This window comes from Asinibacterium sp. OR53, assembly GCF_000515315.1.
GTDB lineage: Bacteria > Bacteroidota > Bacteroidia > Chitinophagales > Chitinophagaceae > Sediminibacterium.
The window spans coordinates 210736-237256 of record NZ_KI911562.1 but is presented as its reverse complement, the minus strand read 5'-3'; the positions used below and the strand labels follow the sequence as shown (position 1 = coordinate 237256).

General features: G+C 47.3%; 23 protein-coding genes. 15 read left to right on the top strand and 8 right to left on the bottom strand.

The genetic code is table 11. The annotated features are described in order from the left end of the window. Positions 1-29 precede the first annotated feature (29 nt). From mgtA to SEDOR53_RS0101040, 7 genes are all read left to right on the top strand, one after another. Complete coding sequence (gene mgtA, locus SEDOR53_RS0101070) at positions 30-2552, top strand: magnesium-translocating P-type ATPase (RefSeq protein WP_026768043.1); 2523 nt, start codon at positions 30-32, stop codon at positions 2550-2552. Positions 2553-2630: 78 nt separating this feature from the next. Continuing rightward, positions 2631-2885, top strand: coding sequence for a SemiSWEET transporter (locus tag SEDOR53_RS18795; RefSeq protein WP_026773633.1), 255 nt, complete (start codon positions 2631-2633; stop codon positions 2883-2885). A gap of 36 nt (positions 2886-2921) precedes the next feature. Then, positions 2922-3731: an SDR family oxidoreductase gene (locus SEDOR53_RS0101060; RefSeq protein WP_026768041.1), complete on the top strand. Its 810-nt coding sequence runs from the start codon at positions 2922-2924 to the stop codon at positions 3729-3731. Positions 3732-3745: 14 nt separating this feature from the next. Beyond that, a complete protein-coding gene (locus tag SEDOR53_RS0101055) occupies positions 3746-6346 on the top strand; it encodes a glucosidase (protein ID WP_026768040.1) in 2601 nt (866 codons plus the stop codon). Positions 6347-6348: 2 nt separating this feature from the next. Beyond that, positions 6349-7644 (top strand): voltage-gated chloride channel family protein, encoded by a 1296-nt coding sequence (locus tag SEDOR53_RS16735; RefSeq protein WP_037361551.1) that lies wholly within the window; start codon positions 6349-6351, stop codon positions 7642-7644. A gap of 41 nt (positions 7645-7685) precedes the next feature. Continuing rightward, positions 7686-8858, top strand: coding sequence for an ATP-binding protein (locus tag SEDOR53_RS0101045; protein WP_026768039.1), 1173 nt, complete (start codon positions 7686-7688; stop codon positions 8856-8858). A gap of 167 nt (positions 8859-9025) precedes the next feature. Next, positions 9026-12325: a TonB-dependent receptor gene (locus SEDOR53_RS0101040; protein WP_026768038.1), complete on the top strand. Its 3300-nt coding sequence runs from the start codon at positions 9026-9028 to the stop codon at positions 12323-12325. A 223-nt stretch (positions 12326-12548) separates the two neighbouring features. On the opposite strand, the gene SEDOR53_RS0101035 is transcribed toward SEDOR53_RS0101040, so the two are convergent. The 4 genes from SEDOR53_RS0101035 to SEDOR53_RS0101020 form a co-directional block, all read right to left on the bottom strand. Next, entirely contained in the window at positions 12549-13010 is a 462-nt protein-coding gene (locus SEDOR53_RS0101035; RefSeq protein WP_026768037.1) for a hypothetical protein, read from the bottom strand. 30 nt (positions 13011-13040) lie between these two features. Continuing rightward, positions 13041-14327 carry a UDP-N-acetylmuramoyl-tripeptide--D-alanyl-D-alanine ligase gene (murF, locus tag SEDOR53_RS0101030; RefSeq protein ID WP_026768036.1) on the bottom strand — a complete coding sequence of 429 codons (1287 nt, stop codon included), beginning with the start codon at positions 14325-14327 and terminating at the stop codon, positions 13041-13043. A 57-nt stretch (positions 14328-14384) separates the two neighbouring features. Continuing rightward, positions 14385-14975: an NYN domain-containing protein gene (locus tag SEDOR53_RS18435; protein WP_051416429.1), complete on the bottom strand. Its 591-nt coding sequence runs from the start codon at positions 14973-14975 to the stop codon at positions 14385-14387. Positions 14976-15190: 215 nt separating this feature from the next. Continuing rightward, complete coding sequence (locus SEDOR53_RS0101020) at positions 15191-16756, bottom strand: SUMF1/EgtB/PvdO family nonheme iron enzyme (RefSeq protein WP_026768035.1); 1566 nt, start codon at positions 16754-16756, stop codon at positions 15191-15193. A 224-nt stretch (positions 16757-16980) separates the two neighbouring features. Here SEDOR53_RS0101020 and porU point away from each other — a divergent pair, with 224 nt between their 5' ends. From porU to ispF, 5 genes are all read left to right on the top strand, one after another. After that, a complete protein-coding gene (porU, locus tag SEDOR53_RS0101015; protein WP_026768034.1) occupies positions 16981-20343 on the top strand; it encodes a type IX secretion system sortase PorU in 3363 nt (1120 codons plus the stop codon). Positions 20344-20475: 132 nt separating this feature from the next. Further along, positions 20476-21618 carry a type IX secretion system outer membrane channel protein PorV gene (gene porV / locus SEDOR53_RS0101005; RefSeq protein WP_026768033.1) on the top strand — a complete coding sequence of 381 codons (1143 nt, stop codon included), beginning with the start codon at positions 20476-20478 and terminating at the stop codon, positions 21616-21618. Positions 21619-21710: 92 nt separating this feature from the next. Then, positions 21711-22163, top strand: coding sequence for a hypothetical protein (locus tag SEDOR53_RS0101000; protein ID WP_026768032.1), 453 nt, complete (start codon positions 21711-21713; stop codon positions 22161-22163). Positions 22164-22167: 4 nt separating this feature from the next. Then, a complete protein-coding gene (locus SEDOR53_RS18970) occupies positions 22168-22335 on the top strand; it encodes a hypothetical protein (RefSeq protein WP_157576653.1) in 168 nt (55 codons plus the stop codon). A gap of 33 nt (positions 22336-22368) precedes the next feature. Beyond that, positions 22369-22851, top strand: coding sequence for a 2-C-methyl-D-erythritol 2,4-cyclodiphosphate synthase (gene ispF / locus SEDOR53_RS0100990; protein WP_026768031.1), 483 nt, complete (start codon positions 22369-22371; stop codon positions 22849-22851). Positions 22852-22859: 8 nt separating this feature from the next. Here the strand turns inward: ispF and SEDOR53_RS0100985 are convergent, their stop codons facing one another. Next, positions 22860-23255, bottom strand: a complete 396-nt coding sequence (locus tag SEDOR53_RS0100985) for a type II toxin-antitoxin system HigA family antitoxin (RefSeq protein WP_026768030.1) — start codon at positions 23253-23255, stop codon at positions 22860-22862. 10 nt (positions 23256-23265) lie between these two features. Further along, positions 23266-23598: a type II toxin-antitoxin system HigB family toxin gene (locus SEDOR53_RS0100980; RefSeq protein WP_026768029.1), complete on the bottom strand. Its 333-nt coding sequence runs from the start codon at positions 23596-23598 to the stop codon at positions 23266-23268. A gap of 195 nt (positions 23599-23793) precedes the next feature. Here SEDOR53_RS0100980 and SEDOR53_RS0100975 point away from each other — a divergent pair, with 195 nt between their 5' ends. Then, the gene (locus SEDOR53_RS0100975) at positions 23794-25059 is read left to right on the top strand and encodes a nucleotide sugar dehydrogenase (RefSeq protein ID WP_232214694.1); all 1266 of its coding nucleotides are present in this window, start codon (positions 23794-23796) and stop codon (positions 25057-25059) included. 186 nt (positions 25060-25245) lie between these two features. Here the strand turns inward: SEDOR53_RS0100975 and SEDOR53_RS16725 are convergent, their stop codons facing one another. Both SEDOR53_RS16725 and SEDOR53_RS0100960 read right to left on the bottom strand, forming a co-directional pair. Further along, positions 25246-25656 carry a HEPN domain-containing protein gene (locus tag SEDOR53_RS16725; protein ID WP_037360285.1) on the bottom strand — a complete coding sequence of 137 codons (411 nt, stop codon included), beginning with the start codon at positions 25654-25656 and terminating at the stop codon, positions 25246-25248. Continuing rightward, positions 25653-25970 carry a nucleotidyltransferase domain-containing protein gene (locus tag SEDOR53_RS0100960; RefSeq protein ID WP_026768027.1) on the bottom strand — a complete coding sequence of 106 codons (318 nt, stop codon included), beginning with the start codon at positions 25968-25970 and terminating at the stop codon, positions 25653-25655. Before SEDOR53_RS0100960 ends, SEDOR53_RS16725 begins: the two co-directional genes overlap by 4 nt. A 192-nt stretch (positions 25971-26162) precedes the next feature. Between SEDOR53_RS0100960 and SEDOR53_RS19360 the strand changes: the two genes are divergently transcribed. Continuing rightward, positions 26163-26288 carry a hypothetical protein gene (locus tag SEDOR53_RS19360; protein ID WP_255346336.1) on the top strand — a complete coding sequence of 42 codons (126 nt, stop codon included), beginning with the start codon at positions 26163-26165 and terminating at the stop codon, positions 26286-26288. A gap of 42 nt (positions 26289-26330) precedes the next feature. Continuing rightward, entirely contained in the window at positions 26331-26489 is a 159-nt protein-coding gene (locus SEDOR53_RS18965) for a hypothetical protein (protein WP_157576651.1), read from the top strand. Positions 26490-26521: the final 32 nt, after the last annotated feature.

Below are 26521 nucleotides of genomic sequence, written 5' to 3'. Positions count from 1 at the left end.
CCTCTGTTCCGTTATCGTAACAGAAGCCTATGCTGAACGAAGACCTGATAGCACATTTCTGGAGTATTGACCAGGAAACACTTTTCAAAAGAACCGGATCCGGTTTACCTGGTTTAAGTGAAAATGAAGCGAATGCCCGCCTGAGCCGGCAAAGAAAAGCGAACAAAGTTGTGCAACCCTGGCGCCGGGATGCCAAACTGCTGCTGGCGCAATACAAAAACCCGCTGGTCCTGTTATTGATCTTTGCCGTCTTTCTTTCGCTGATCCTGAAGGAATATTCAGACGGGATCATTGTACTGATCGTATTATTGTCAACCGGTATATTCGGCTTTTTCCAGGAACGGAATGCCGGCAGGGCCGTTGAAAAACTGCGCGCACTGGTACACAGCAAAGTGTGGGTACGGAGAGAGGGCAAAGAAGAAGAGATCCCGGCAGACGAAGTGGTAACAGGAGATATTGTGTTATTGAGCGCCGGCTGTATGATCCCTTCCGATGCATTGATACTTGAGTCGAACAACCTGCATGTAAATGAATCCATCTTAACGGGAGAAGCTTTTCCGGTAGAAAAAAACAGCGGCACCTGTAAACCCGATGCTCCACTAAGTGCTGTCGGCAATTCGGTATTCAAAGGCAGCAGTGTGGTCAGCGGCAGCGCTGTTGTGTTAACCGCCAATGCAGGCAAATATACCGAGTTGGGAAAAATAGCTTCCTCACTCGAAAGCGAGATGTCTGTCAATGCTTTTGAAATAGGCATCATGAAATTCGGGTACCTGTTGATGCGCCTAACCATCATAGCAACGGGCGCCATTTTGATCTTCAATATCATTCTCCACAAACCCTTTATCGATTCCATTCTTTTTGCACTTGCGTTGGCCATAGGGTTAACACCGGAATTGTTACCCGTTATTACTACCATCACCCTGTCTGCAGGAGCCAAACGAATGGCCGCTAAAAAAGTGATCGTAAAAAAATTAAGCGCCATTCAGAACCTGGGAGAAATCGATATCCTTTGCAGCGATAAAACGGGCACCATCACCGAAGGAGCGGTACAAATAGAATCGGTCATCGATCTCAACGGCAACAGAAGCGATAAAGCGTGGCTGTATGCTTACCTCAATGCTTATTTTGAAACCGGTTTTTCCAATCCTATGGACGATGCCATAAGACAGGTAAAAGAAGTGGATATTACCGGTTACACCAAGTGTGATGAATTGCCGTACGATTTCATACGGAAGCGCCTGAGTGTGGCGGTAAGTTTCGGGGATGAGCAGCTCCTGATCACCAAAGGAGCGGTGGACAATATCCTGCAGGTTTGCAGCTTTTGTGAAAGGGCAGGGGTCAGCCGGTGTACGATCGAAGAAGTAAAGGATGAGTTGAAACAGCGCTTTGCTGCATTAAGCGGCAATGGCTTCCGGGTGATTGGGGTTTGCTATAAAAATATTACAGGTACTACCCGTATCGGTAAAGACGATGAAAAAGACATGGTATTCCTCGGGTTCATTGTATTGTACGACCCGCCTAAGAAGGGTATCGTTGAATCCATCACTGCTTTGCGCAATACAGGTATTGCATTGAAAGTTATTACAGGCGATAACCGCCTGGCTGCGAAGCATATTGCCTCGGCTATGCAACTTTCACCGGATAAAATCGTAACCTCGTCAGACCTGGCCAATCTCACCGATGAAGCCTTGCAACAGAAAGCGCTGGATACGGATATTTTTGCGGAGATCATCCCCGCAGAAAAAGAACGGATTGTAAAAGCCCTGCAAAGAGCCGGACATGCCGTAGGCTACCTGGGAGATGGCATCAACGACGCCAACGCCCTGAAAGCCGCTGATGTAGGCATATCTGTCGATACTGCGGTTGAAGTAGCCAAAGAAGCGGCTGACCTGGTTTTGTTGGATAAGGACATCGATGTTTTGCGCGAAGGCGTACTGGAGGGCCGCAAAACATTCATGAATACCCTCAAATATTTATTCGTGGCCACCAGTACCAATTTTGGTTGCATGCTCAGCATGGCCATTGCATCGCTCCTGCTGCCATTCCTGCCTTTATTGCCCGTGCAGGTACTGCTGAATAATTTTTTATCTGATTTTCCGTTTATCAGTATCTCTTCCGATAATGTAGACGATGAACTGGTTGCGAAACCGCGCACCTGGGATATCAGGTATATCAAACGTTTTATGATGGTATTCGGTACGCTGAGCTCGATGTTCGACTTCCTGACTTTTTTTGTTTTATTGTTCGTGTTCCATTCATCACCTGCACAGTTCAGGTCTGCCTGGTTCCTGGAAAGCCTGCTTACGCAAGCATTGATTGTATTGATCATCAGAACAAGACGTCCGTTCATAAAAAGCAAACCTTCCAAATACCTGCTGCTTACCGCTGTCTGCTGTTGCATCATCACTTTTCTCATTCCCTATTTACCGGTAGGGAAGTTTTTCAGCCTGTACCCGTTACCGGTGCATATCATTATTGCAGACCTGGTCATTGTTGCCATCTATATTCTCTTAGCTGAAACCAGCAAAAGGTACCTGATGCAGCGATTATAACAGCCGGATCAAAGTTATTTTTTCATATCCTTTGTTGTGCAATGCGTAACAATGCCTTATCTTCCCTGAAAACCAGCGATGAATCCGATAACCCTATTGGGACTTGCAGCGGCTTTTTGCACCACGGTCTCTTTTCTTCCCCAGGCCATTAAAACAATCAGAACCCGCGATACTTCGGGTATCTCGCTTTCCATGTATGGCTTGTTCACTTTCGGCACTTTGTTGTGGTTGCTCTTCGGTCTTTTTACTTCCAATATTCCGGTTACTGCAGCCAATGGAGTCACATTGATTTTTGCGTTGATCATTCTTGTATATAAGATCAAATACCATTAAACAAGCATCAGCATCATCGAACCTTAATTCTTCCGCATGAATCCCAATCCCAAACTAAAAGGTCAGTCCGCCCTGGTTACAGGCGCCAACAGCGGTATCGGTAAAGCCGTAGCTATTGCGCTGGCAAATGATGGCGCCAATGTGGTGGTCAATTATGTAACCCATCCCGAAGCAGCAGAAGCCGTTGTAACAGAAATCAAAAACAATGGTGGTACGGCTATTGCTTTGCAGGCAGATGTGAGCAAGGAAGACCAGGTACAGGCCATGTTCCAAACTATGTACAAGCAATTCGGTACCATCGATATACTGGTGAACAATGCCGGCTTGCAAAAAGATTCCCCTTTTGAAAATATGTCGCTCGCCGATTGGCAACTGGTCATCGATATCAACCTTACCGGGCAGTTCCTTTGTGCAAGAGAGGCGGTGCGCGAGTTTTTACGCAGGGGCATTGTACCTGAGAGAAGTGTTGCCGCCGGCAAGATCATTTGCATGAGCAGCGTACACGAAGTCATCCCCTGGGGCGGTCATGTGAACTATGCCAGCTCCAAGGGCGGTATCATGTTATTGATGAAAAGCATGGCGCAGGAGCTGGCGCCTAAAAAGATCCGTGTCAACAGCATCGGCCCCGGCGCCATTCAAACACCCATCAACCGCGCCGCCTGGGAAACACCCGAAGCGCTGAACAAACTACTCACACTGATACCCTATAACCGCATCGGCCAACCGGAAGACATTGGTAAACTGGCGGCCTGGCTGGCAAGCGACGAATCGGATTATATTACCGGCACCACTGTTTTCTGTGATGGCGGCATGACCCTCTATCCCGGCTTCTCCACCAATGGATAACTCAAATAAGTTGTATGACAGCAGAACAGGAACGGTTAGAAAAGAATGCCGGTAAGGAAGTGCCGTTGGAAGAATGGGGCCCTTACCTCAGCGAAAGACAATGGGGCACTGTTCGGGAAGACTATAGCGAAAACGGCGATGCGTGGAATTATTTCCCGCACGACCATGCCCGCAGCCGCGTGTACAGGTGGGGAGAAGACGGGCTCGCCGGTATATCGGATTACCGGCAGCAATTGTGCTTTGCGGTGGCGTTGTGGAACGGCAAAGACCCCATACTGAAAGAGCGCCTGTTCGGACTCACCAATAACGAAGGCAATCACGGCGAAGACGTTAAGGAACTGTATTATTACCTCGATAACCTGCCTTCGCATTATTATATGAAATACCTGTACAAGTATCCGCAACAGGCATTTCCTTATGAAGAGCTTGTTAGCACCAATAAGCACAGAAATAAATTCGAAGAAGAGTATGAATTGCTCGATACAGGCATTTTCGACCAGGATGCTTATTTCGATGTATCGGTTACGTATGCCAAACAAAACAGCGAAGATATTTCCGTCTGCATAGAGGTTGCCAACAAAGGCAAGGATGCCGCTACTATAACTGTGTTGCCCACACTATGGTTCTTCAACAAATGGCAGTATGGCCAGATGCAACAAAAACCGCAACTGCAACGGATCAACGAACAAACGGTAAAGGCGACTCACGAAGACCTTGGTACCTATTACTATTATGTGCAACAACCACAAGCCATCTTCTTTACAGAAAATGAGACCAATACGGAACGCTTGTTCGGCCGGCCCAACCCATCGCCTTTTGTCAAAGATGCTTTTCATGATGCGGTGATACATGGCAAGAACAGGGAACTGCTGGCGCAACAAGCAACGGGTACCAAATGTGCGGCTGTATATGAACTAACCATTGCACCCGGCGCCAGCCAGTTGATCTATGCGCGCATTACAAGCCATCAAACCGAAACGCCTTTTGATGAGCGGCTGCCGCAATTGTTTGCAGCGCGCCAACAGGAGGCGGATGATTTCTACCGGTCAGTCTTCCCCGCGCAAACAGATCCTTCTCTTGCCGCCCTGCAGCGCAAAGCCTTCGCCAGTCTGCTTTGGAGCAAACAATATTATCATTACGATGTAGAAGACTGGCTGGCGTCGTCGGACGGCGTCAGTCCGGCTGCCGCAGCCAGACAGCAAGGCCGGAATGCCGGCTGGAAGAACATCAAGAACGCCGATGTGATCCTCATGCCAGATAAATGGGAATATCCCTGGTATGCGGCCTGGGACCTGGCTTTTCATTGCATACCCATGGCCATCATTGATCCGCAGTTTGCCAAGCATCAATTGATATTGCTTACGAGGGAATGGTATATGAACCCGAACGGACAAATGCCGGCTTATGAATGGAATTTCAGCGATGTGAATCCGCCGGTACAGGCTTTTGCGGCGTTGCAGGTATATGAGATAGAAAAGCGAAGAACAGGAAAGGGCGATACCCTATTCCTTAAAAAGATCTTCCAGAAGCTGGTAGTGAATTTTACCTGGTGGGTGAACCGTAAAGACCTGAGCGGGAATAATATTTTCAGCGGAGGTTTTTTAGGGTTAGATAATATCGGCGTCTTCAACCGCAGCAGCCAGTTGCCCGATGAAGTGGAGCTGGAACAAACGGATGCCACTGCATGGATGGCCATGTATGCACTGCATTTGTTTGATATGGCCGTTGAGATTGCCACAGAAGATCCGGCTTTTGAAGACATGGTCACCAAGTTTTATGAGCATTTTATATTGATTGCCGATGCCGCCAATCACCTGGGCCTGTGGGACGAAGGAGATCGTTTTTTTTACGATGTGCTGAGCTTATACGGAAAAGCGCCCGTGCCGCTGAAGATCAGGTCGGCGGTAGGGTTGGTGCCTCTGTTTGCAGTGTCGATACTGACCAAAGAGCAGTGCAGCCGTTTGCCGGGTTTTGAAAAAAGAAGGAACTGGTTCAATCATTATGAAGAAACCATCCATCATTATAAAGCCTATGCAGAAAGAAAAGATCCGGATACGCTGCTCTTCTCCCTGGTCGATACAGATAAGTTAACGGCGTTGTTAACTAAACTGCTGGATGAATCGGAATTCCTCTCACCCGGCGGGGTGCGTGCGCTTTCCCAATATTATAGAGACCATCCTTACCGGATAAGCATCGAAGGCAACGATTATGAAGTGAGCTACGATCCGGGCGATTCCACTTCCGGATTGTTCGGCGGCAATTCCAACTGGCGGGGTCCGGTATGGATGCCCGTCAATTATTTACTGGTCAAATCCATAGAAAAATACGGCGCCTTCTATGGCAACGACCTGCGTGTTGAATTCCCGCAGCATTCGGGCAATTTTATGAACCTCGAAGCAGTGGCGGCACAGTTGCGCCAAAGGTTGATCCGTATCTTTACCAAAGACGCCAATGGCAAAAGACCGGTGCATGGCAGGCACAGCTGGTTTTACGAGCGGCCAGGCAACGAAGAGCTGGTATTGTTTTATGAGTATTTTCATGGCGATGATTCCCATGGAGTAGGCGCCAGTCACCAAACCGGATGGACGGCGCTGATCGCGGATATGCTTTTTTAAGTATGAAAAAAATCAAATCTTCTTTTGAACAGTTATCGATCTTTTTGCATTTGCTGAAATGGTCGGTGTATGTGTTACCGCTAGCTGCGGTAGTAGGTTCCCTGGTGGCTTTGTTTTTGTGGCTTCTCAATGAGGTAACCGTTCTGAGGGAACAGCATGAATGGCTGCTTTTCTTATTGCCGGTAGCAGGTGTGCTGATTTTCTTCCTGTATAAATACGCCGGCAAGAATGCCGAAGCGGGCAATAACCTCATCATGGAGGAAATTCATGAGCCGGGCGGAGGCGTGCCTGCGCGCATGACGCCACTGGTATTGATCACTACACTCATCACTCATTTATTCGGAGGCTCGGCGGGCAGGGAAGGAACGGCTGTTCAAATGGGCGGCAGTATGGCAGGACTCCTCGGTAAATGGATGCGGCTCAACGGGAACGACCTGCGCATATTACTGATGGCAGGAATGGCTGCCGGCTTTGGGGCTGTTTTCGGTACCCCTCTAACAGGCGCCATCTTTGCGTTGGAAGTACTGGCAGTTGGCCGCATCAACCATACGGCCCTGTTGCCCTGCTTCATAGCCGCTTTCCTGGCCGATATCACCTGCAGCGCATGGGGCATCCGGCACACGCATTATGCCATCGCCCCTTTGCAGGCAGCAGCGGCACATCTGTTGCCATACCTGCATTTCAACGGGATACTGCTCATGAAAGTGATCCTCGCCGGTATATGTTTCGGGCTGGCCGGGTTCTTTTTTGCCGAACTGTCGCGCAACATCAAAAAGTACAGCACGCAATACATCAAAACGCCCTGGCTGGTTCCTTTTGCCGGCGGATGCATCATTATAGTGCTGACATTGATACTGGGTACTTCCGATTACCTGGGATTGGGCGTTACCAATGCACATACGAATGGTGTGAGTATTGTGTCTTCTTTCCAACCCGGTGGCGCCGGCTATACCAGTTGGTTTTGGAAACTCCTCTTCACCGCCATTACCATTGGCATGGGTTTTAAAGGAGGAGAGGTGACGCCCCTGTTTTTCATCGGCGCCGCCCTGGGCAATGCCATTGCCGCACTTACCGGTTCACCGGCCGATCTTATGGCCGGACTGGGCTTTATCGCCGTTTTCGCCGGGGCCACCAATACACCCATCGCCTGTACCTTGATGGGTATTGAACTGTTCGGCGGCGAGTACACCATCTATTATGCAATAGCCTGTTTCACCGCTTATTATTTCAGTGGCCACTCCGGTATTTACCGCGCCCAGCGTGTGACGGCGGCTAAAGCCGATATGCAGCAACAATAATCATCTCTGCAAATCTAACATTTTGTGTTAAATTTGCAGAGATGATACCCCGAAGACTGGAAACTTCCATAAGAGCAGCATTGCAGCGCAGTCCCTCAGTAGCGTTGATTGGCCCTCGCCAGGTGGGTAAAACAACGATTGCCTTGAACATAGCCGAAGGTGCTCCTTCTGTTTATCTCGATCTCGAAAGCCGCCTGGATCTTGAGAAAGTACGGGACATCCATTTGTTTCATTCACAGAACAGTGATAAGCTGATTGTGATGGATGAAGTGCAGCGGCTGCCTGAATTGTTCCAGGAGCTACGTGGCATCATTGACCAGGAAAGGCGAAAAGGCCACAAAACCGGGCAGTTCCTCTTCCTTGGCTCAGCTTCACTTGATTTGTTGCAACAATCCGGCGAATCCCTGGCCGGCAGAATTACCTATATCGAATTATATCCGGTAGATGCATTGGAATATGGCGGTGATAAGTACGACAGGCTCAACGAGCTTTGGTTGCGTGGCGGTTTTCCTGAAAGCCTGCTGGCCGATACTGAAAGCAACAGTCTTCAGTGGCGGCGTGATTTTATTAAAACCTATCTCGAACGCGATATCCCACAATTTGGTCCGCGCATACCCGCTGAAACCCTGGAAAGATTCTGGACGATGTTAGCCCACAACCAGGGGGCTGTATTGAATGCATCGCACCTGGGGCGTAACCTGGAAATTTCAGGTGTAACCATTGGACGGTATCTCGACCTGATGGTGGATCTATTATTGATCAGGCGCCTGAAACCCTGGACCTTTAATATTGGTAAACGCCTGGTGCGTTCTCCCAAGATATATGTGCGTGATAGCGGGATAGTCCATGCTTTACTGAATATCGGCAGCTACAATCAATTGCTGGGACATCCGGTGGTAGGAGGCAGTTGGGAAGGCTTTGTGATTGAAAACATTTTATCAGTCGCTCCGGCCGGTATGCAGGCTTTTTATTATGGTACACCCGGGGGAGCAGAGATCGACCTGATCCTTGAGTTTTCAGCAGATGAAAAATGGGCTATCGAAATCAAACGCAGCTCATCGCCTTCACTCAGCAAGGGATTCCATATTGCCTGCCAGGATGTAAATCCCCAAAAGCGCTATGTAGTATATGCAGGTACAGACCGGTTTACTTTAACAGACAATGTTACGGCTATCTCCCTGGCTGAATTGATGCGGGAGTTGCTTCAGGTTTGAGCAGGTCCTTCGACTCGCTTCGCTCGCTCAGGATGACGACCTCAGGATGACGGACCTCGGCTCTTCTGTGTTAAGTTAATGTTACCAATAGGTTACCAGGGTGTTTAGTTAACATTGGGGTAACATTGTGTTAACAATTTTGCAGCGAAAATTAAAAACAACTTAGTATGTTTAAAAAGCTGCAAGTAGTATTGTCTGTATTGGCAGTCCTGCTTTTTTCAGTCACGCTGCAGGCCCAGGAAACATCGGCTACCATCAGTGGCCATGTTAAAGAAGCCAAAGGCGCATTCGTTGCCGGAGCTGTGGTAACCGTTAAACACGAGCCCACCGGTTTCGTAACCACCACCCAAACTAACAGTAAAGGCATTTTCACCGTTCCCAACCTTAAAGCGGGCGGTCCGTACACCATCAAAATCTCTTTCATCGGCTTCAAAGAAGAAGTGATGAACGATGTAAACCTGACCCTCGGCAGCAACCCCGACCTGAACGTTAACCTCATCAGCTCTACCAACGCGCTTACAGAAGTAACCGTTACTGCAGCCGGAAGGAAACAAGTACAGGGCGGTGTAACCGTTGGAAGCAGGCAACTGAATACCCTGCCTACATTGGGCAGGAGCTTGTCTGACTTTACCCGTCTGACCCCCGCATCTAACAATAACTCTTTTGCAGGAACCAACTTCCGCTACAACAACCTTACTGTAGATGGCGCCATCAACAATGATGCCATCGGCTTCAGTAACTCTTTCGGTGGCGTAAGCGGTGGCGGCCAGGCTGGTTCTGCCGGCGCCGGTACCCGTACCAACCCTTACAGTCTCGATGTGATCCAGGAAGTACAGGTTCAACTGGCTCCTTACGATGTGAAGCTGGGTAACTTTACCGGTGGTAGCGTAAACGCTGTTACCAAGAGCGGTACCAACGATTTCCATGGATCTGTATACGGTTATGGCCGTAACCAAACCCTTACCGGTAAAAGTGTAGACGGTCTCAAAACCAAGATCGGTTCTGATTTCTACGATTACCAGTACGGCGCTACCGTAAGCGGACCGATCGCTAAAAACAAAGCGTTCTTCATCGTCAACTTCGAACAGACCCGCCGCCAGGAGCCTACTTTCTACAATGCAGGCGATCCCGGAGCTGCCATCACCATTGCCGATGCACAGGCCATCCAGGCACAGCTGCAGGGCAAAGGTTATGATGTGGGTTCTTATGATAAGTATAAAATCTTCACCAACAGTGATAAGCTGTTCGCGCGTTTGGACTTCAACCTGAACAACAGGAACAGCCTTACCCTGCGTGCCATCTATACCAATGGATGGGGTAATAACCTGGAGCGCAGCACTACCAACTTCCAGTTCTCTTCTACCGACTTTACACAGCATACTAAAAATATAAACCTGGTAGCCGAACTGAAGAGCAAACTCAGCAACAACCTGAGCAACCAGTTCAATGCCAGCTATATCAACGTACACGAGTACCGCGATTTCCCCGGCGTATTATCGCCCTTCATGGATATTGGTAGCGGCCGTATCTGGGCTGGTACCTGGAGGGAAGCTTCTATCTATAATATGAAGCAACAAACTGTTGAACTGAGCGATAACGTTACTTATACTACCGGTATCAATAAGTTCACTTTCGGTACACACAATGAGTTCTATAACCTCACTTATGGTTTCATTAACTCATGGAATGGCCGTTGGGAATATAAAGATGTGAAAGGTTTCCAGAACGATCAGCCTACCCGTATCCGCGGCGCCTTCACAACCGATCCTAAGTACCCGAACGACAGGAACTCCCTGTACAACAACCCGCCCAATCCTTTCAAAGTGGCATTGCTGAGCGCGTATGTACAGGATGAGATCACTGCCAGTACCAAATTCAAGATCACTCCGGGTATCCGCGTAGATTATTCAGCCGTGGGTAATCAACCTACAACCGATCCGGCTTTGAATACGGTTCCTGCTAATAATTCAGCGAACCCTACTTATACCAATACAGCTTTCTCTCAGCTGAACAACAAATGGCTGGGCCAGGCTACCATCTCTCCCCGCATTGGTTTCAACTGGGATATCAATGGTAACCAGTCTGTAGTATTGCGTGGCGGTACTGGTATCTTCGTAGGCCGTATGCCTTTTGCATGGCTCGGATATGCTTATACCTTGAATGGTACTGTATACGGCAACATCGATTACAAGCCAGCTTCCGGTACTACTGTTCCCCTGGCTGTGAACCCGCTGTACCTGAAAGACACTGTAAATAAATACGGTGGACCCAGCGCCAGCGCTACCCGCGAGGTGGACATCATCGACAATAACTTCAAACTGCCTACTATCTGGCGTTCAAGCCTGGCTGCTGATTTCAAATTCGGCAATGGCTATAAATTAACACTGGAAGGTATGTACACCAAGACCCTCTATGATGTGAAGTTCCAGCAGATCAACATCAAAGACCAGGCAGAATATTATAGCACCGGACCTACAAAGTCCCCCGTTTATACCGGTGGTAAACTGTATGGTGGCTATTCCAACGCTTATTTCTTAAGCAATACCACTGAAGGTTACCGTTATAACCTCACTGCACAGTTAAGCAAGACTACCAACAACATCAGGGTAGGTACCCACTTCCTGAACCTGAACTGGAGCGCTGCTTATACTTATGGTGTAAGTAAAGACCTGAGCAACGGTATCCGTAACTCATTCCAGTCTAACTTTGAAGTGAACCCTGCCATTGTACCCAATAGTCCTCAACTGGCTTACTCTAACTTCGATCTGCGCGATCGTATCGTAGCTACACTGGGTGGTACCCTGGTATGGAACCAGATGAATGCTACTTCACTGAACTTCTTCTATGCCGGTCAGTCAGGCAGCCCTTACACAGTAGTATATGCTTCGGGTGGTAACCCATTCGGCAATGCGGCCAATGCCAACCTGCCTTATATCCCCAAAGACCAGAACGATATTAAGTTGATCGATAATGGTTCTTATACTGCCGCACAGCAGTGGGCTGATCTGAATGCGCTGATCTCAGGCGATAAATACCTGAGCACCAGGAGAGGTCAGTATGCAGAAAGGAATGCGTTGCGCACACCCTGGAACCACGAGTTGGATCTGAAACTGATGCACGAATTCAGACTGAGCAAGAAAAATCCCAAGCAGACACTGCAGCTCAGCCTGGATATCTTCAACGTGCTGAACCTGATCAACAACGACTGGGGACATGTCACTTTCGTTACCAACGTAAACAACTATACGGTGAACCTGTTGACTTTTACAACAGATCCGTCTAATACCAATCCTGCTTTCATCACTGCGAAGAACCCTACAGGTGTTGTACCTGTTGGTAAGCCTTCAAGTGGTTATAACCCGGCTTTCTATTTCAACAAGCCTGCTGGTTTGGATGGTCACTACTACACTGTAGATCCTATCAACTCTCGTTGGCAGGGACAGTTTGGAATCAAGTATAACTTCTAATTGATACTTTAGGAATAAAAAACTTTGCCCTGGGCTTAAGCCCAGGGCAAAGTTTTTTTTATTTCATCTATTATCGTCATCCTGAGCGAGCGAAGCGAGTCGAAGGACCTGCCGAAAGTTCGGGCAGATCCCTCGGCAGCCCCTTCGACTCGCTTCGCTCGCTCAGGGTGACGTTGCTCGGGATGACGATCGAAGTGCGCTCAGGATGACGGTTAAAGGGGGGTTACCAATTCATATGTTCAGAAACAACTCTCTCCGGTGTTTTAAGCGGGTGGTTGCGCCAGTGGGGGTCGTATTTGACGAACCAGCTTAGCCACAGGGTTCGGGAGAGGCGCATGATGAGGGGTTGGGCCAGGAAAAGCAGTATGATGGATGTGAACATCCAATAGAAAATCCGGTTGTCGTCAATGTGAAACGTCACGCCGATCAATACTTTCCAGGCAACAAATGTTGCCACAAGAAATGCAATGGAAAGGGCATAGCTTACATAACCTGTACCATAGTAGAAGCCTACTTCAATTTCGGTGGGTTGTCCGCATACAGGGCAGCGCTCATGCATTTTGGTGTTTTCCTTCAGCTTGTACGCATTATCGGTCTTAAAGATTTTGCCTTCCCTGCAACGCGGGCAGCGGTTGGTGAGCACACTGGTGAGGTACCAGCGTTTGCTCAGGGATTCATCTGTCATAGAGCTTGTTTTCTGGCTGCAAAATTACGTTTATTCCAGGATTTTTTCCATTTGCATGCTCCTTGATCCCTTAATAAGTATATGGGTGTCTTTAAATCCCTGGCTTTGATACCATTCTTTTGCAGCGATTGAATCTGGCAGGTAGGTGAAGGGCTGGTCAATCTTACCAAAGTCGCCACCCACCAGCACCACTTGCTCCCAGGAATGTGATTGAATGAGGGCGACCATATTTTTATGTTCTTCCAGGCTTTCTTGTCCCAATTCCATCATACCACCCAGCATCAATACTTTTTTTGGGGCATGCAGCCGTGCAAAATTTTCTATGGCTGCTTTCATGCTGCTGGGGTTGGCGTTGTAGGCGTCGAGTATGATGTGGTTGGAATCTTTCTCCACCATCTGTGAGCGGCTGTTCGAAGGGCAGTAATTTTCTATGGCGGCTACCATTTTTGCTTCGGGTACACCAAAGTAGCGGCCTACTGCGAGGGCGCAGAGTACATTGGGTAAATTGTATTCGCCCACCAGTTGCGTGCGAACCAATCGTATGTTTAAACCGGCAGTAATAGCCACTTCCAGGAAGGGTTCGCTCGATTGTACATGGCCTTGTATGGCGCCGGCTTGCGTGCCGTATGCTTCAAGGAGTTCAATGCCTTTGCTCATATCGTGCAGGTAATCGTAATCGGCATAGATGAATGCCGTGCCTTTATGCGCGCGCAGGTAATCGAACAGTTCTCCTTTGCCTTTTTTAACACCTTCTATTCCGCCGAAACCTTCCAGGTGTGCTTTGCCGGCGTTGGTAATGATGCCGTGTGTGGGTTCTGCATATTTACAGTATCCTTCAATTTCTTTTTGGTGGTTGGCGCCCATTTCAATCACGGCCATTTGTGCATCGTTGCGGATGCTCAATAAAGTAAGTGGCACACCGATGTGGTTGTTCAGGTTGCCCTGGGTGGTATAAGTAATGAAATGCGATGATAATACGGCGTAGACCAGTTCTTTTGTAGTGGTTTTGCCGTTGCTGCCGGTAATGGCTATGAAAGGGATCTTGAATTGTTCGCGGTGATATTGGGCGAGGGATTGAAGGGTCTCAAGAACGTCATCAACACGAATGAACTGAGCGTTGTTTGAAGGTATATCTTGTACGGGCTCATCTATTACAGCGTATGAAGCTCCAAGTTCGAAAGCTTTGGCTGCAAATGCATTGCCATTGAAGTTGGGGCCTTTGAGCGCAAAGAAAATATCGCCCTTTTTGATCTTGCGCGTATCGGTTTGTACAGATGGATGTTGCAGGTATATTCGATAAAGCTCTTGAATAGTCATGATATTAATATGTTCCGAGTTGATTAATGAATTGCCAAATTGTTTTCAGAAATCATTTTATAATACAAAATCCGCATGTTCTTTTAGAACAGATTTTATTTGAAGTTGTTTCATCGGGTATAGATAAACCAGGATACCTTCCTTTCTGGCAAATTCCATTGGTGAAACAAAATCACTATCACCAGCTACCAATACTAGCTTATCAATAGTTCTCTTACCTGCCATCCATGCTATATCAAGGCCTATTTTCATGTCCACTGCTTTTTGTTTGAAATCAGGTTTAAAACTCGCACTATTCTCTGGATCAACTTTCCATCCGTCAAATGATAATTCACCCAATCTTAAAGCCAATTGGGGAAATGCCTTTAGATCGTTGTGAAATAAATTAGCTGCAGCGAATGCTGGTTTTTGGGAAAAGTTAACCACGTTCCCTTTAGGGTCTGTTTTGGTTTCTCCAAATGGACGACAATCATAATAATATGTTCTTAATAATGTATCATTAGCTTTGGTGGGGTTGTTATTCACCATTTGCATTATATCATTGATAAATGGTTGCATATCAGCAATGCGAGGCATTCGCTGGTTATTTGTATTAAAACGTTTTAAGAAAAAAGCTCCATCTATCAGAATCGCCACACGATTTCCCATAATTTCTTAATTAGTTTTGAGAAAATAAAAACCCCGATGTGCTGCCCGTTCTACACAGACCCACATCGGGAAATATTTACCAGCCTACTGGCGTAACGGATTTAATTTGATAGCAAGGTGGCTTTTTTTATGGATATAAGCAAATATTTTCACAACAAAAAAGCCACACTCTTGTGAAGTATGGCTTTACTGTGTATTAACCCTTTTCCTTTTTACTATCGTTTGTTCCGGCGGGTGGGGAAGAACTGGCCGGTCTGGGATTTAGTGGAGGTTCCTTCTGAAGCGCCGTAATGGCTCATGGCGCAACGGAATCCGATGGAGTTGCTGCTCAGGTCTTCTTCGAGGAAGCGGCGTGCACCCGGACTCAACCAATAAGCCCTGTCGTTCCAGCTACCACCTTTGTATACCCTTGATTTATCGGAGATCAGCGTAGTTACGCCGTATCCATAAGAAACGTTACTGGTTGAATCGCCATCGAGGAAGTTCAATGCGTAAGAATGCTGGTAGTTGCGGCGGTTCCTCAAAGCTGAATCCGACTCTGGAACCATCTTGATGCGTCCTTTGTCATCACGCAGGTTACCGGCGCCACCACTCATATCTACTTTCTTGAACACGTTACCGCGGTACATGTTGAAATCGCTACCGTCCATTTCTGTCAGCGGCCTGTATACATCGGCTACCCATTCGCTCACGTTGCCACTCATATTATAGAGTCCGTATCCGTTGGGAATGAATGAAGTTACTTCGGCAGGGATGGCCGCATTATCGTTCAATCCGCCGGCCACACCCATGTTATCACCATAGCCGCGTTTGAAGTTGGCCAGGAAAGCGCCCTGGTAAGCGCTCTTCTGTACATAACGCGCGTTATCGTATCCATTGTTTTTCCAGGAGAAGATCTGTTTGTTGGCAATCAGCTCTTCGCCTCGCTTCGACTTCCGCAGTTTTTTCTGCGGGTTCTCCGCAATGTATCCGTAAGCAGCGTATTCCCACTCTGCTTCTGTGGGCAGGCGATAATCGCCATAGAGAATTCCATCTTCGAAAACCACTTTGGTCCTGGGGCGGCCCTGGGCGTCTCTCAAAGGATTGCTTTTAGAAGCGGCCTGCTTACCGGGCACGGCCTGGTATTCATCCATCAGGTAGGCCTTGGTATTGAAGTTATCCTGACCAGCGCCGTTCAGTTCTTTTTTGATCTGACTTTTCTTGTCGAGGAACCCTTTGTTGATCAATGCTAACTCATTCACTCGGTCTGTACGCCACATGCAATACTCGGTGGCCTGTTTCCAGCTCACGCCTACTACAGGGTAGTAGTTATAAGAAGGGTGTCGGAAATAATATTCCACATAAGGCTCATTGTAAGCCAGCTCACTGCGCCATACAAGGGTATCGGGTTTGGCCTGGTCTACGATGGAGTCCTGACCGGCGGTTCCAAACACATTCTGCAGCCAGTACAGGTATTCGCGGTAGTGCACGTTGGCCACTTCGGTCTTGTCAATAAAAAATGAGTTCACGGTAATACGGCGGGGGATATTGTTCCAGTCGCCCATCACATCTTCCTGGGTAGCGCCCATGGAAAAAGTACCGCCCTGGATGAATACCAGTCCGGGTGCGGTCTTGATGTCTTTCGGCTTGGCCACATGAAAATTGCCCTGCTCTTTATCGTTGTAGTTCCATCCGGTAGCGGTGGACTGATCGTGTTTTTTCTTAAAGACATTACAGGAAGCCATAGCGCCTGTAATAGCCAACAGCCAAACTAAATTCCTGGTTGTTTTCAGTAACTGCATTTGCGAAGGATTGAATATAGAATGAATGTGTATGCGAATATAAGTTGTTAATGTTATCAAAAGCCTAATTTTAGATTCGGCAAATTGTTAAAGTGCAGCAAAATAAGGGAGATTTTTTTTAAGAAGGATTGAGGGAATGCACATTTAAATGTAGGGATATCACTACTCTTTGCCCTGGGCTTAAGCCCAGGGCAAAGTTTAAGATTGAGGGTTATTTTTGATGTATGCGCAAACTTCTTGTATTATTTATTTTTTTCTTATCCCTTCCTTCCTGGGCTCAACGCAGCTATGTACCGCATTCAGTACTGGCAACAGGCAGCTGGGTAAGGATCGGGGTGAAGCAGGAAGGTGTGTACAAAGTAGATGTGGCGATGCTGAACGCCCTGGGGGTAAATACGGCCAGCCTGGCATCGGCTTCCATACGGCTCTATGGTAATGGGGGAGTGATGCTGGATGAATCGGTGAACGCGCAGAACGACGACGATTTAAAAGAGAACGCCATTGCCATGTTCGATGGCGGCGATGGGGTCTTCGATAACAACGACTATTTTCTTTTTTACGCACCGGGAACGGTGCGATGGGAGAAAGACAGCCTGCAGCAATTATTCCATCACCATAAAAACCTGTATGGCGATACTGCGTATTATTACCTGACCGTGGGCGGAACAGGTAAGCGGATACAAACGGCTGCTGCCGTTGCTGCACCTACCGTACAGGTGAACAGCTACAACGAACATTATTTTTATGAGAACGACCTGGTGAACCTGCTCAGCAGCGGCAAAGAATGGTATGGCGAGGAGTTCGGCAGCAACCCGGGTGTGCCGCTCTCGCGCAGTTTCCCGGTAGATTTTTCCGGTGTGCTTACGGGAACACCTGTTACGCTGATCAGCCGTTTTGCAGGCAGAACGGTCAACGGCAGCAGCAGTTTTCAATTGAGTGTAAACGGTCAGCCCGCGCAAAGCGCTACCATCGCCCCGGTATCGGGTTATTTCCTCGATCATTATGCTACGGCTGTTTCGCAGCAAAATAGTTTTACGGCTAATTCGGGGAACCTTACTATTGGGTGTAGCTTTCAGCCCTTCAACAGCAATGCGCAAGGCTGGCTCGACTGGTTTGAATTGCACGGAAGAAAATCGCTGACCATTTCCGGCAATACACCCTTGTTCTTCCGCGATTGGTCGTCGGTAAGCAGCCAGTCGGTAGCAGCTTTTACTATTACCAATAATGGCTCCGGCGCATTAACAGTTTGGGATATCACCAATGCGCGTAACCCTGTTCAAATGAATACCAGCGCCGTTGGTTCACAGGTGGCTTTCAATAACGATGCATCGCGACTGCGTGAATACGTGGCATTTGGCAGCGCGGGCTGGCTCACGCCTATTCCCCTGGGTAAGCTGGCCAACCAGGACCTGCATCAATCATCCACAGCCGATTATATCATCATCACCCATCCCGCTTTTTTACAACAGGCGCAGCGGCTGGCGCAGTTTCATCAGCAACACGAAGGACTGCGTACGGTAGTAGTGCAAACAGATCAGTTATTCCACGAGTTCAGCGGCGGCATGGCCGACCCTACCGCCATCCGCGATTTTGTAAAAATGTATGTAAACCCTCGCTATCTTTTGCTGATGGGCGCGGGTTCTTTCGATTACCGCAACCGCATCCCCCATAACATCAACCTGGTGCCTTGTTACGAAAGCGCCAACTCACTCGACCCTTTGCTTACCTATACTTCGGATGATTTTTTTGGATTATTGACAGATAGTATTTCATTGAATGTAGCCGTAGGCAGGATCCCTGCGCGCACGGTTGACGAAGCCACTACCATGGTGGATAAGATCATCCGTTATCATGCCAAAGAAAGTCTGGGTAACTGGCGCACACAAACAACCTACGTTGCCGACGATAAAGACAATGACCTGCACCTCAACGACGCCGAAACCTTAACAGCCGATGCGGCTGCGGCCAATACTTTGTTCAACCAGCAGAAGATCTATCTCGATGCTTATCCGTTAGTGAGCAGCAGCGGTGGCGCGCGTTATCCCGCTGTGAACGATGCCATCGTGAACCGTATGGGCAATGGTACTTTGCTGTTCAATTACAGTGGCCATGGCAGTTTCGAGCGACTGTCAGAAGCGGCGGTGCTGGGCATGGATGAAGTGAACCGTTTCAACAATGCCAATAAGCTGCCGCTGTTCATTACAGCGAGCTGCGATTTTGCGCCGCACGATGATCCGCAGAAAAATTCATTGGGCGCTGCGGTGTTAACGGGTAGCGCTAACGGCGCCATTGCTTTGTTAACCACCACGCGGCTGGTCTTTGCCTACAGCAACCGGCTCATCAACGATAATTATTTGAAAACGGCATTGCAGCCTGCAATGAATGGCAACCGGCTCAGCCTGGGCGAATCGGTGCGCCGGGCGAAGAACCTTACCGTGCAAGGCTTTGGCGATGTGGTGAATACCCGCAAGTTCGCTTTGCTGGGCGATCCGGCCATGTACCTGGCCATTCCCACATTGCAACTGAAACTCACAACACTCAATGGCAAGCCGCTCACGGGTAACGATACCCTGAAAACACTGCATACCTACCAGTTCGGTGGCGTGGTTACCGATGCCAATGGAGCGCCGGTGAATGATTTCAACGGAACGGTCTACCCTACTGTGTACGATAAACCGCAGACCGTGAAAACACTGGGTAACGATCCGGCCAGTCCGGTTACCCCTTTTCAGCAACAGACACAGGTATTGTATAAGGGCAGCGCTACGGTTACGAACGGACAATTCCAGTTTTCTTTTGTGATGCCGAAAGATATCAGCGTTAATCAGCAAGGCAATGGTCGCATCAGTTTGTATGCAGAGGATGGGGTGAGAGATGGTGCGGGGGTTTGTGAGATCCCTCACTTCGTTCGGGATGACGGTGTTTTGGGGAATGTTGCAGGGCCAGCGATCCGGTTATATCTCAACGATACGTTGTTTCTCAACGGCGGATTGACCAATGAAAATCCTTTGCTTATTGCGCGGCTGTTCGATACATCGGGCATCAACACATCGGGTAATGGTATCGGGCATGATATCATTGCGGTGATCGATGGCAACGAAAACAATACCCTGGTGCTGAACAATTTTTATACGGCCGATAAAGACAGTTATCAGCGCGGAGCCTTGCGCTACCAGCTATCCGGACTTACACCGGGCCGTCATACGATCCGCCTGCGGGCCTGGAATGTGGCCAACCAATCGGCTACTGCCAGCCTGGACTTTACGGTGGTCAAGCGCGAGCGGCTCAGCATTACCCGTTTGATGAATTATCCGAACCCGTTTTCGAATCATACCAATTTTTCTTTCGAACACAACCAACCCGGGGCAGCATTCAAGGTGCAGATCGGTATCTACGCTTCGAACGGACAGTTGGTGCGGCGCCTGGAATCGGTGGTCGAGTCGGCCGGATCGCGCAACTGCCAGGTGGGGTGGGATGGCACCGATGCCCATGGCAGGAAATTAGAAAAAGGTATTTATATTTACCGGGTTATCATTGCCTTAGGGGACGAACGTTATGCAGGTGCGGGGCAGATGATCTTACTTTAAACAATTTGCTTGATGAAGTGAAATCTACTTAAACTATCCGTCATCCCGAGCGCAGCCGAGGGATCTGCCCGAAACTCCAGCAGGTCCTTCGATTCGCTTCGCTCACTCAGGATGACGTAATAAAAAAACCGCATGAAGTATTTCACAAAACTTGCACTAACTGCATTGTTGGCATCGTTCGCTTTTTCAGGCATGGCTCAAACAACAGAGTCCGTGAACATTGTTTCCACCGCCGTTCCCTTTCTTCGTATTTCCCCCGATGCACGCGCCGGAGGTATGGGCGATGCGGGTATTGCAACAACACCCGATGCCAATGCGCCTTTCTGGAACCTGGCCAAAGTGCTGGCGGCGCCCAAACGGTCGGCTGTTGCGTTTAACTACACGCCCTGGCTCAAAGACCTGGGGTTGAATGATGTGTACCTCGCCAGCATGGCTGCTTACCATAAACTGGACGATGAGCAGGCCATTTCAACTTCCATGCGTTTCTTCAGCCTGGGTAATATACAGCTCACCGATTATTCCGGTAACCCTTTGTTCAATACCAAGCCAACGGAGTTTTCCATCGATGCGGGTTATTCGCGCAAGCTCACCAGCAAGCTGAACATCGGTGTGGCTTTGCGTTACATCAATTCGCGACTGGTGGTAGGCGATTACAACGGCGTTTCGTACAAGGCCGGTAATGCCCTGGCGGGTGATGTTTCTTTGTTTTATAACGGACTGAACGGTTCGGGTGAAGGATGGAACTGGGGTGTTACGCTCTCCAACCTGGGCAGCAAGATCTCTTATACCAATGATGCGCGCAATAAGGATTATATCCCGGCCAATTTGGGAATTGGCGGATCGTATACCAAGGTTTTTGATGAAAGCAACAAGCTCAATATTGCGCTTGATATGAATAAGTTGCTGGTACCTGCGGCGCCACAGGCTACGGGTAATGCTTCTGCAGATTCGGCGAGCCTGGCGGATTTTCGTAGTTCGGGAGTGGTGTCGAGCTGGCTGAAATCATTCCATGATGGCACCAACCAGCTCAGTTCGCTGCAATTTTCTTTGGGCGCTGAATACAGTTATAACAACCAGTTCTTCCTGCGGGCAGGTTATTTCTATGAAGACAAATCGCGCGGCAACCGCAAGTACCTTACCATGGGCGCCGGTTTCCACTACGATTTTGTGCAGATTAATTTCTCTTATCTTGCGCCCCAGGGTAGTGGCATTACCCGCAACCCGCTTTCCAACACATTGAGGTTGGGGTTGGTGTTTAATATTGGTAAAGAATAGTACGCTTTTTCATTGCTGGCAAAACAGGTATGAATACGCATTTAATAGCGACTGTTGACTATTAGTTTTATAAGTCAATCAGTAGAGCAATAATGCAGGAAGACATTTATCCCCTCACGATTAGTAAAACAGCAATGGCTTACAAATTTGTGAGTATTGGAACAAAAGGTAGTATAGATAAGCTGGTTATTTATAGTGAAACAGCATTCGAAAAAGTTTATAATCTAGGATTTGGTGATAAAGACCCTCGTACGAATAAGATCAGCGATACTGTTATCACAAACAACGGAGATGCACATAAGGTGTTATTGACGGTGGCTTCTACGTTGTATTTCTTTACAGAAAGATTTAAAGATGTGTTGGTTTTCCTGGCTGGTAGTAGTAAAAGCAGGACAAGGCTTTATAGAATAGCTATCAGTAATCATTTTCGATTGATATCAGCAGATTTTGAAGTGTATGGTTCATATCATGGGAGATGGACTCTTTTTGAGAAGAATACAGATTATGAAGCATTTATTGTAAAAAGAAAAAAAGTACCTTTATAACACCATGAAACCAGTTAAAAAAACAATATTGAAGCCCCGAATTAAAAAAGTAGATGAAACGCTTGATAATTACTTGGGAAATAAGTATTTCAAGGATAAACTTGAGAAAGCCAATGCTATTTTGAGGGAAGTGGGCCTGCCTGACAAATTTGTAAAACCAAGTAGAAATTAAACTCAATTTTGTCGTCTAAGCAATCAGGCTGCTATGAATATTAGAATAGGTTACGGTATCGATTTTCATCAATTAGTAGAAGGGCGTGATTTATTCATCGGCGGAGTAAAGATCCCGCACGATAAGGGGGCGTTGGGGCATAGCGATGCCGATGTATTATTGCATGCGATCTGCGATGCGATGCTGGGGGCTTTGTGTTTGGGTGATATTGGTGTGCACTTTCCTGATACTGCTGCTGAGTTCAAGAATATCGACAGTAAAATATTACTGGCTAAAACTTATGCGCTTATTCGTGCTGAGGGTTATAAAGTAGTGAATATCGATGCTTCGCTTTGCCTGGAGGCGCCAAAGATCAAACCTTATGTGCCGCAAATGCAGGAAGTGATTGCTTCTATTTTAGAGATCACTATTAAGGATGTTTCGGTTAAAGCTACTACTACAGAGAAGATGGGGTTTGTGGGCCGGAAAGAGGGGTTGGTGGCGCATGCGGTGTGCTTGCTGTATAAGGCGCAATAAATAGGCCGTCAAACGTACACAGGTATACGTAATTCATAAGGCCGGTTGAATGCCTCCTGGTTTAATTTGAATTTTTCAGCAAGAATGCGAATCGTTTCTTTTGACATGCCTTTTTTATAGTTCAGCATGTCAGAAACCAGGCCTTCGCTAACATGCAAGAGTCTGGCAAGTTCAACAGCCTTCATTTTATGATCTTTCATCAGTGATTTCAGTAATTCAACCGGATCGACATCACTAAAAGTATTGTGTTCTTCATCGTACTTTTCAATGAGTAGGGTCAACAATTCTATTTCGTCTTTGATAGGCCTGGTTTTTTTGTTCAGGTCCACCAGTTCCTCTAACCGGTTGCAATACCTGTAGTACTGGGCAGTTGTTTTAATAACTGTATGTGATAAAGTTTCCATTATTGAAGTTTTAATAATCGTTCACTGTATAATGCTCGTTGTTTCTGAATAATGCTGTGTACTGCGCGTGCGTGCCTATCCATTTTACATACAAATGCACTCTTGAGATTCCAAAATGATAAGTGCAGATCATTCTATAGTTATTGCCAGCTATGTCAAATACAACTCTTTTTGTACCATCACCTAACAAATCAGCAGATCCGTAAGTGGTGCAGATATCGTTAGGTGTTAACCAGTCTGCACGCTGCAGAAGAGCTAACCATATTTTGAAAGAGCTTCTACTCCTTGCATTGTTTGCTGCAAAATCTTCTATGGACTTACACTTAATCAGCCTTACCCTCATGACCTGCAATGTAAAGTTATGAAATCTTCACAAAAAGTGAATATTTGTTATCCTGATTTTTGAAAGGTAAATCGTGCAGCGTGTGATGCGATTAGGTGTTTATTCGCATTTTGTTGAACAGGTATTGCAGGGTGACTAGGTTGAGTGATCTTCGGCTATTTCCGTAATTTCGACGCCTAAGTAATAATTGTTGATATGTCCGTTCCCGAATCGATGATTTCCCGTTACCAGATTGCTGTTGTAGGATTGGGTTATGTAGGATTGCCGCTGGCGGTAGCTTTTGGCAGGCATTACCGGGTACTGGGGTTCGATACCAATGAGGAGCGGGTAAAGGAATTGAGTAAGGGTATAGATAAAACGAAGGAGCTTACACCCGAAGATATACAGGCAGCCGTGCATATTGGTTTTTCCAGCCAACTGCAGGCAATTGCAGATTGCAATGTGTTCATCATTACTGTGCCTACGCCGCTCGATGCGCATAAACGCCCCAATCTCAGCTACCTGCTGAAAGCTTCCAAAATGGTGGGCAGTGTGCTGAAGAAAGGCGATATCGTAATTTATGAATCTACTGTATATGCTGGCTGCACCGAGGAAGACTGTGTGCCGGTGCTGGAGCGGGCCAGCGGACTTCGATACAATACAGACTTCTTTTGCGGTTATTCGCCCGAGCGCATCAATCCTGGCGACCGGGTACACACCGTTACTACGATTAAAAAAGTTACGTCGGGCTCCACGCCGGCTGTTGCCGCCGAGATAGATGTTTTGTATGCCAGCATTATTACGGCGGGCACCCACCTGGCGCCCAGCATCAAAGTGGCGGAGGCTTCCAAAGCCATTGAGAATGCCCAGCGCGATGTGAACATTTCTTTCATGAATGAGCTGGCTTTTATTTTCGACCGCATGGACATTGATACTTATGATGTGCTGGCAGCGGCAAAGACCAAGTGGAATTTTTTGCCTTTCCGTCCGGGCCTGGTAGGCGGTCATTGCATTGGCGTAGACCCGCATTACCTGGCGCATAAAGCGCAGGTGCTGGGTTATCAGCCCAAAGTGATCTTATCGGGCCGGGAGGTGAATGACCAGATGGGTGTGTTTGTGGCAGAAAAACTGATTGCTTTACTCGCAGCCAAAAAACAAGGCCGTTTGCAAGGCTGCCGGGTATTGATATTGGGTATCACTTTCAAGGAAAATTGTTCCGATACGCGTAATACCAAAGTGGTGGATATTTATCAAACGCTTGTAACGGCCGGGCTTATAGTTGCAGTGTACGATCCCTGGGTTGGTCAGATGGAAGGAATACACATGGTGGGTGAGCTAACTTACAATTACGATGCAGTAATACTCGCGGTGGCTCATCAACAGTTCAGGGAGATAGATTTTTCGCGCTTCAAACAGCAGGGCGCGCTGATCTTCGATGCGCAGGGATTTATTGAAAGAGACCTGGTAGACGAGAGATTATAAGCTATGCTTTTTGATCAGGCAGCTTAACTTCATTTTTCTCCAATCCAATTTTGCAGAGACTTTACCCTTTAGCATACCACTGATTGATTTTGTAGCTAACATCTTTCCTTTGTTGTTTTGAGATGTGGTTGTTGTATTTAATGTAGTTTTCATCTGCCGGTTCTCGACCCTTTGACAACTGGAATGTCAACCCTGGATGGCCGGATATTTTTCCTGGATTTTCTTTGAGACAATTGTTTTAACAATAACAGCATCTTGATAGAATAACTCGCTTTCCTCGGGTTCCGGGGAAATGAAATCGTGGGGATATCTTCCCCTTACAGCGAAATCTTCCAGGTTTTTCAGATCGATATCATCAAAATTGTTATCGTGTTTACGGCATAATTGTAAAAGAAGATCAAGGTTATGCGTTTGGGGAAACGCTTCATTTTTAAATACAAGAAATGCTTTTAGATATTTTTCCACTGCCTGTTGGCAATGAAAGCAAGCAATGTCCAATATGATAGGATTATGATCCAGTATCAACCTGGCTGCCAGTAAATCATGCCCGGCTTTTTCAAGCCATTGGGAAAGGTATTTTTCAGATGCGGAGCTCATATTTCCCGGGCATCTTTATAGGCATAATAGACAATATGTCCAATGAGGTTCTTTTTTTCCTGAACCTCACGATTGCTTTGCAGAATTACATCAAAAGGGGCATTGAGGGTTTGAATCAATGCTTTTCGGATCTTACTCTCCCAATTCATTTTTACGCGTGGGGCAAGGGTGTCGTTGGTGACAATCAGGAGATCGTAATCGCTTTGATCATTGAACGTATTCCTTGCTCTGGAGCCAAACAATAAAATTCGCGCATCCGGCAAAAAGGAATGGACGGTCGATTTGATGATATCGTAGGTTTGCCGCGTTGACATATACAAATATACTGTTTTCAAAAGTAAAAAGCTCGCCACCTTCGCTGAAGCTATGGTGGTAAGCCTTAAATGGGCATTGAGCCATTCATATTGGAAAAGGTGAAAAAAGTTTAATACAAGAGGTAAATAGTCGTTTCAAGTTTTAAATTTGAATGATCGAAATTAGAATCGGACATTGCGATTAAAATCAGTATGAAAATAGATACTACCTATTATGAACGTTGCATCGGCACACTGGAAAAGGCATATGGGTTATTGTTAAAAGCCAAACTGTTGACGGAAGCCATTAATCAGCAAAACAATGATTCTAAGGAATAAAGACAAAGAAAGTTTGTTGGCAATTTTTGCCATATACCCATTGTGGTAGAGCTGTTTGACTGGGCACGCCTGCCCGAAAGTTTTCACCATAACATTGAAGCCCAGCATGAAGTGCTGTATAGTAATTTGGGAATGATCCTGAATGAGCCGCCGGTAGCATACAAAGACAAAAACCATGATGTAAAACCGGGTGAGGTGTGATGACGCCACAAAAAAAGGCCGCCCTGGTGGGC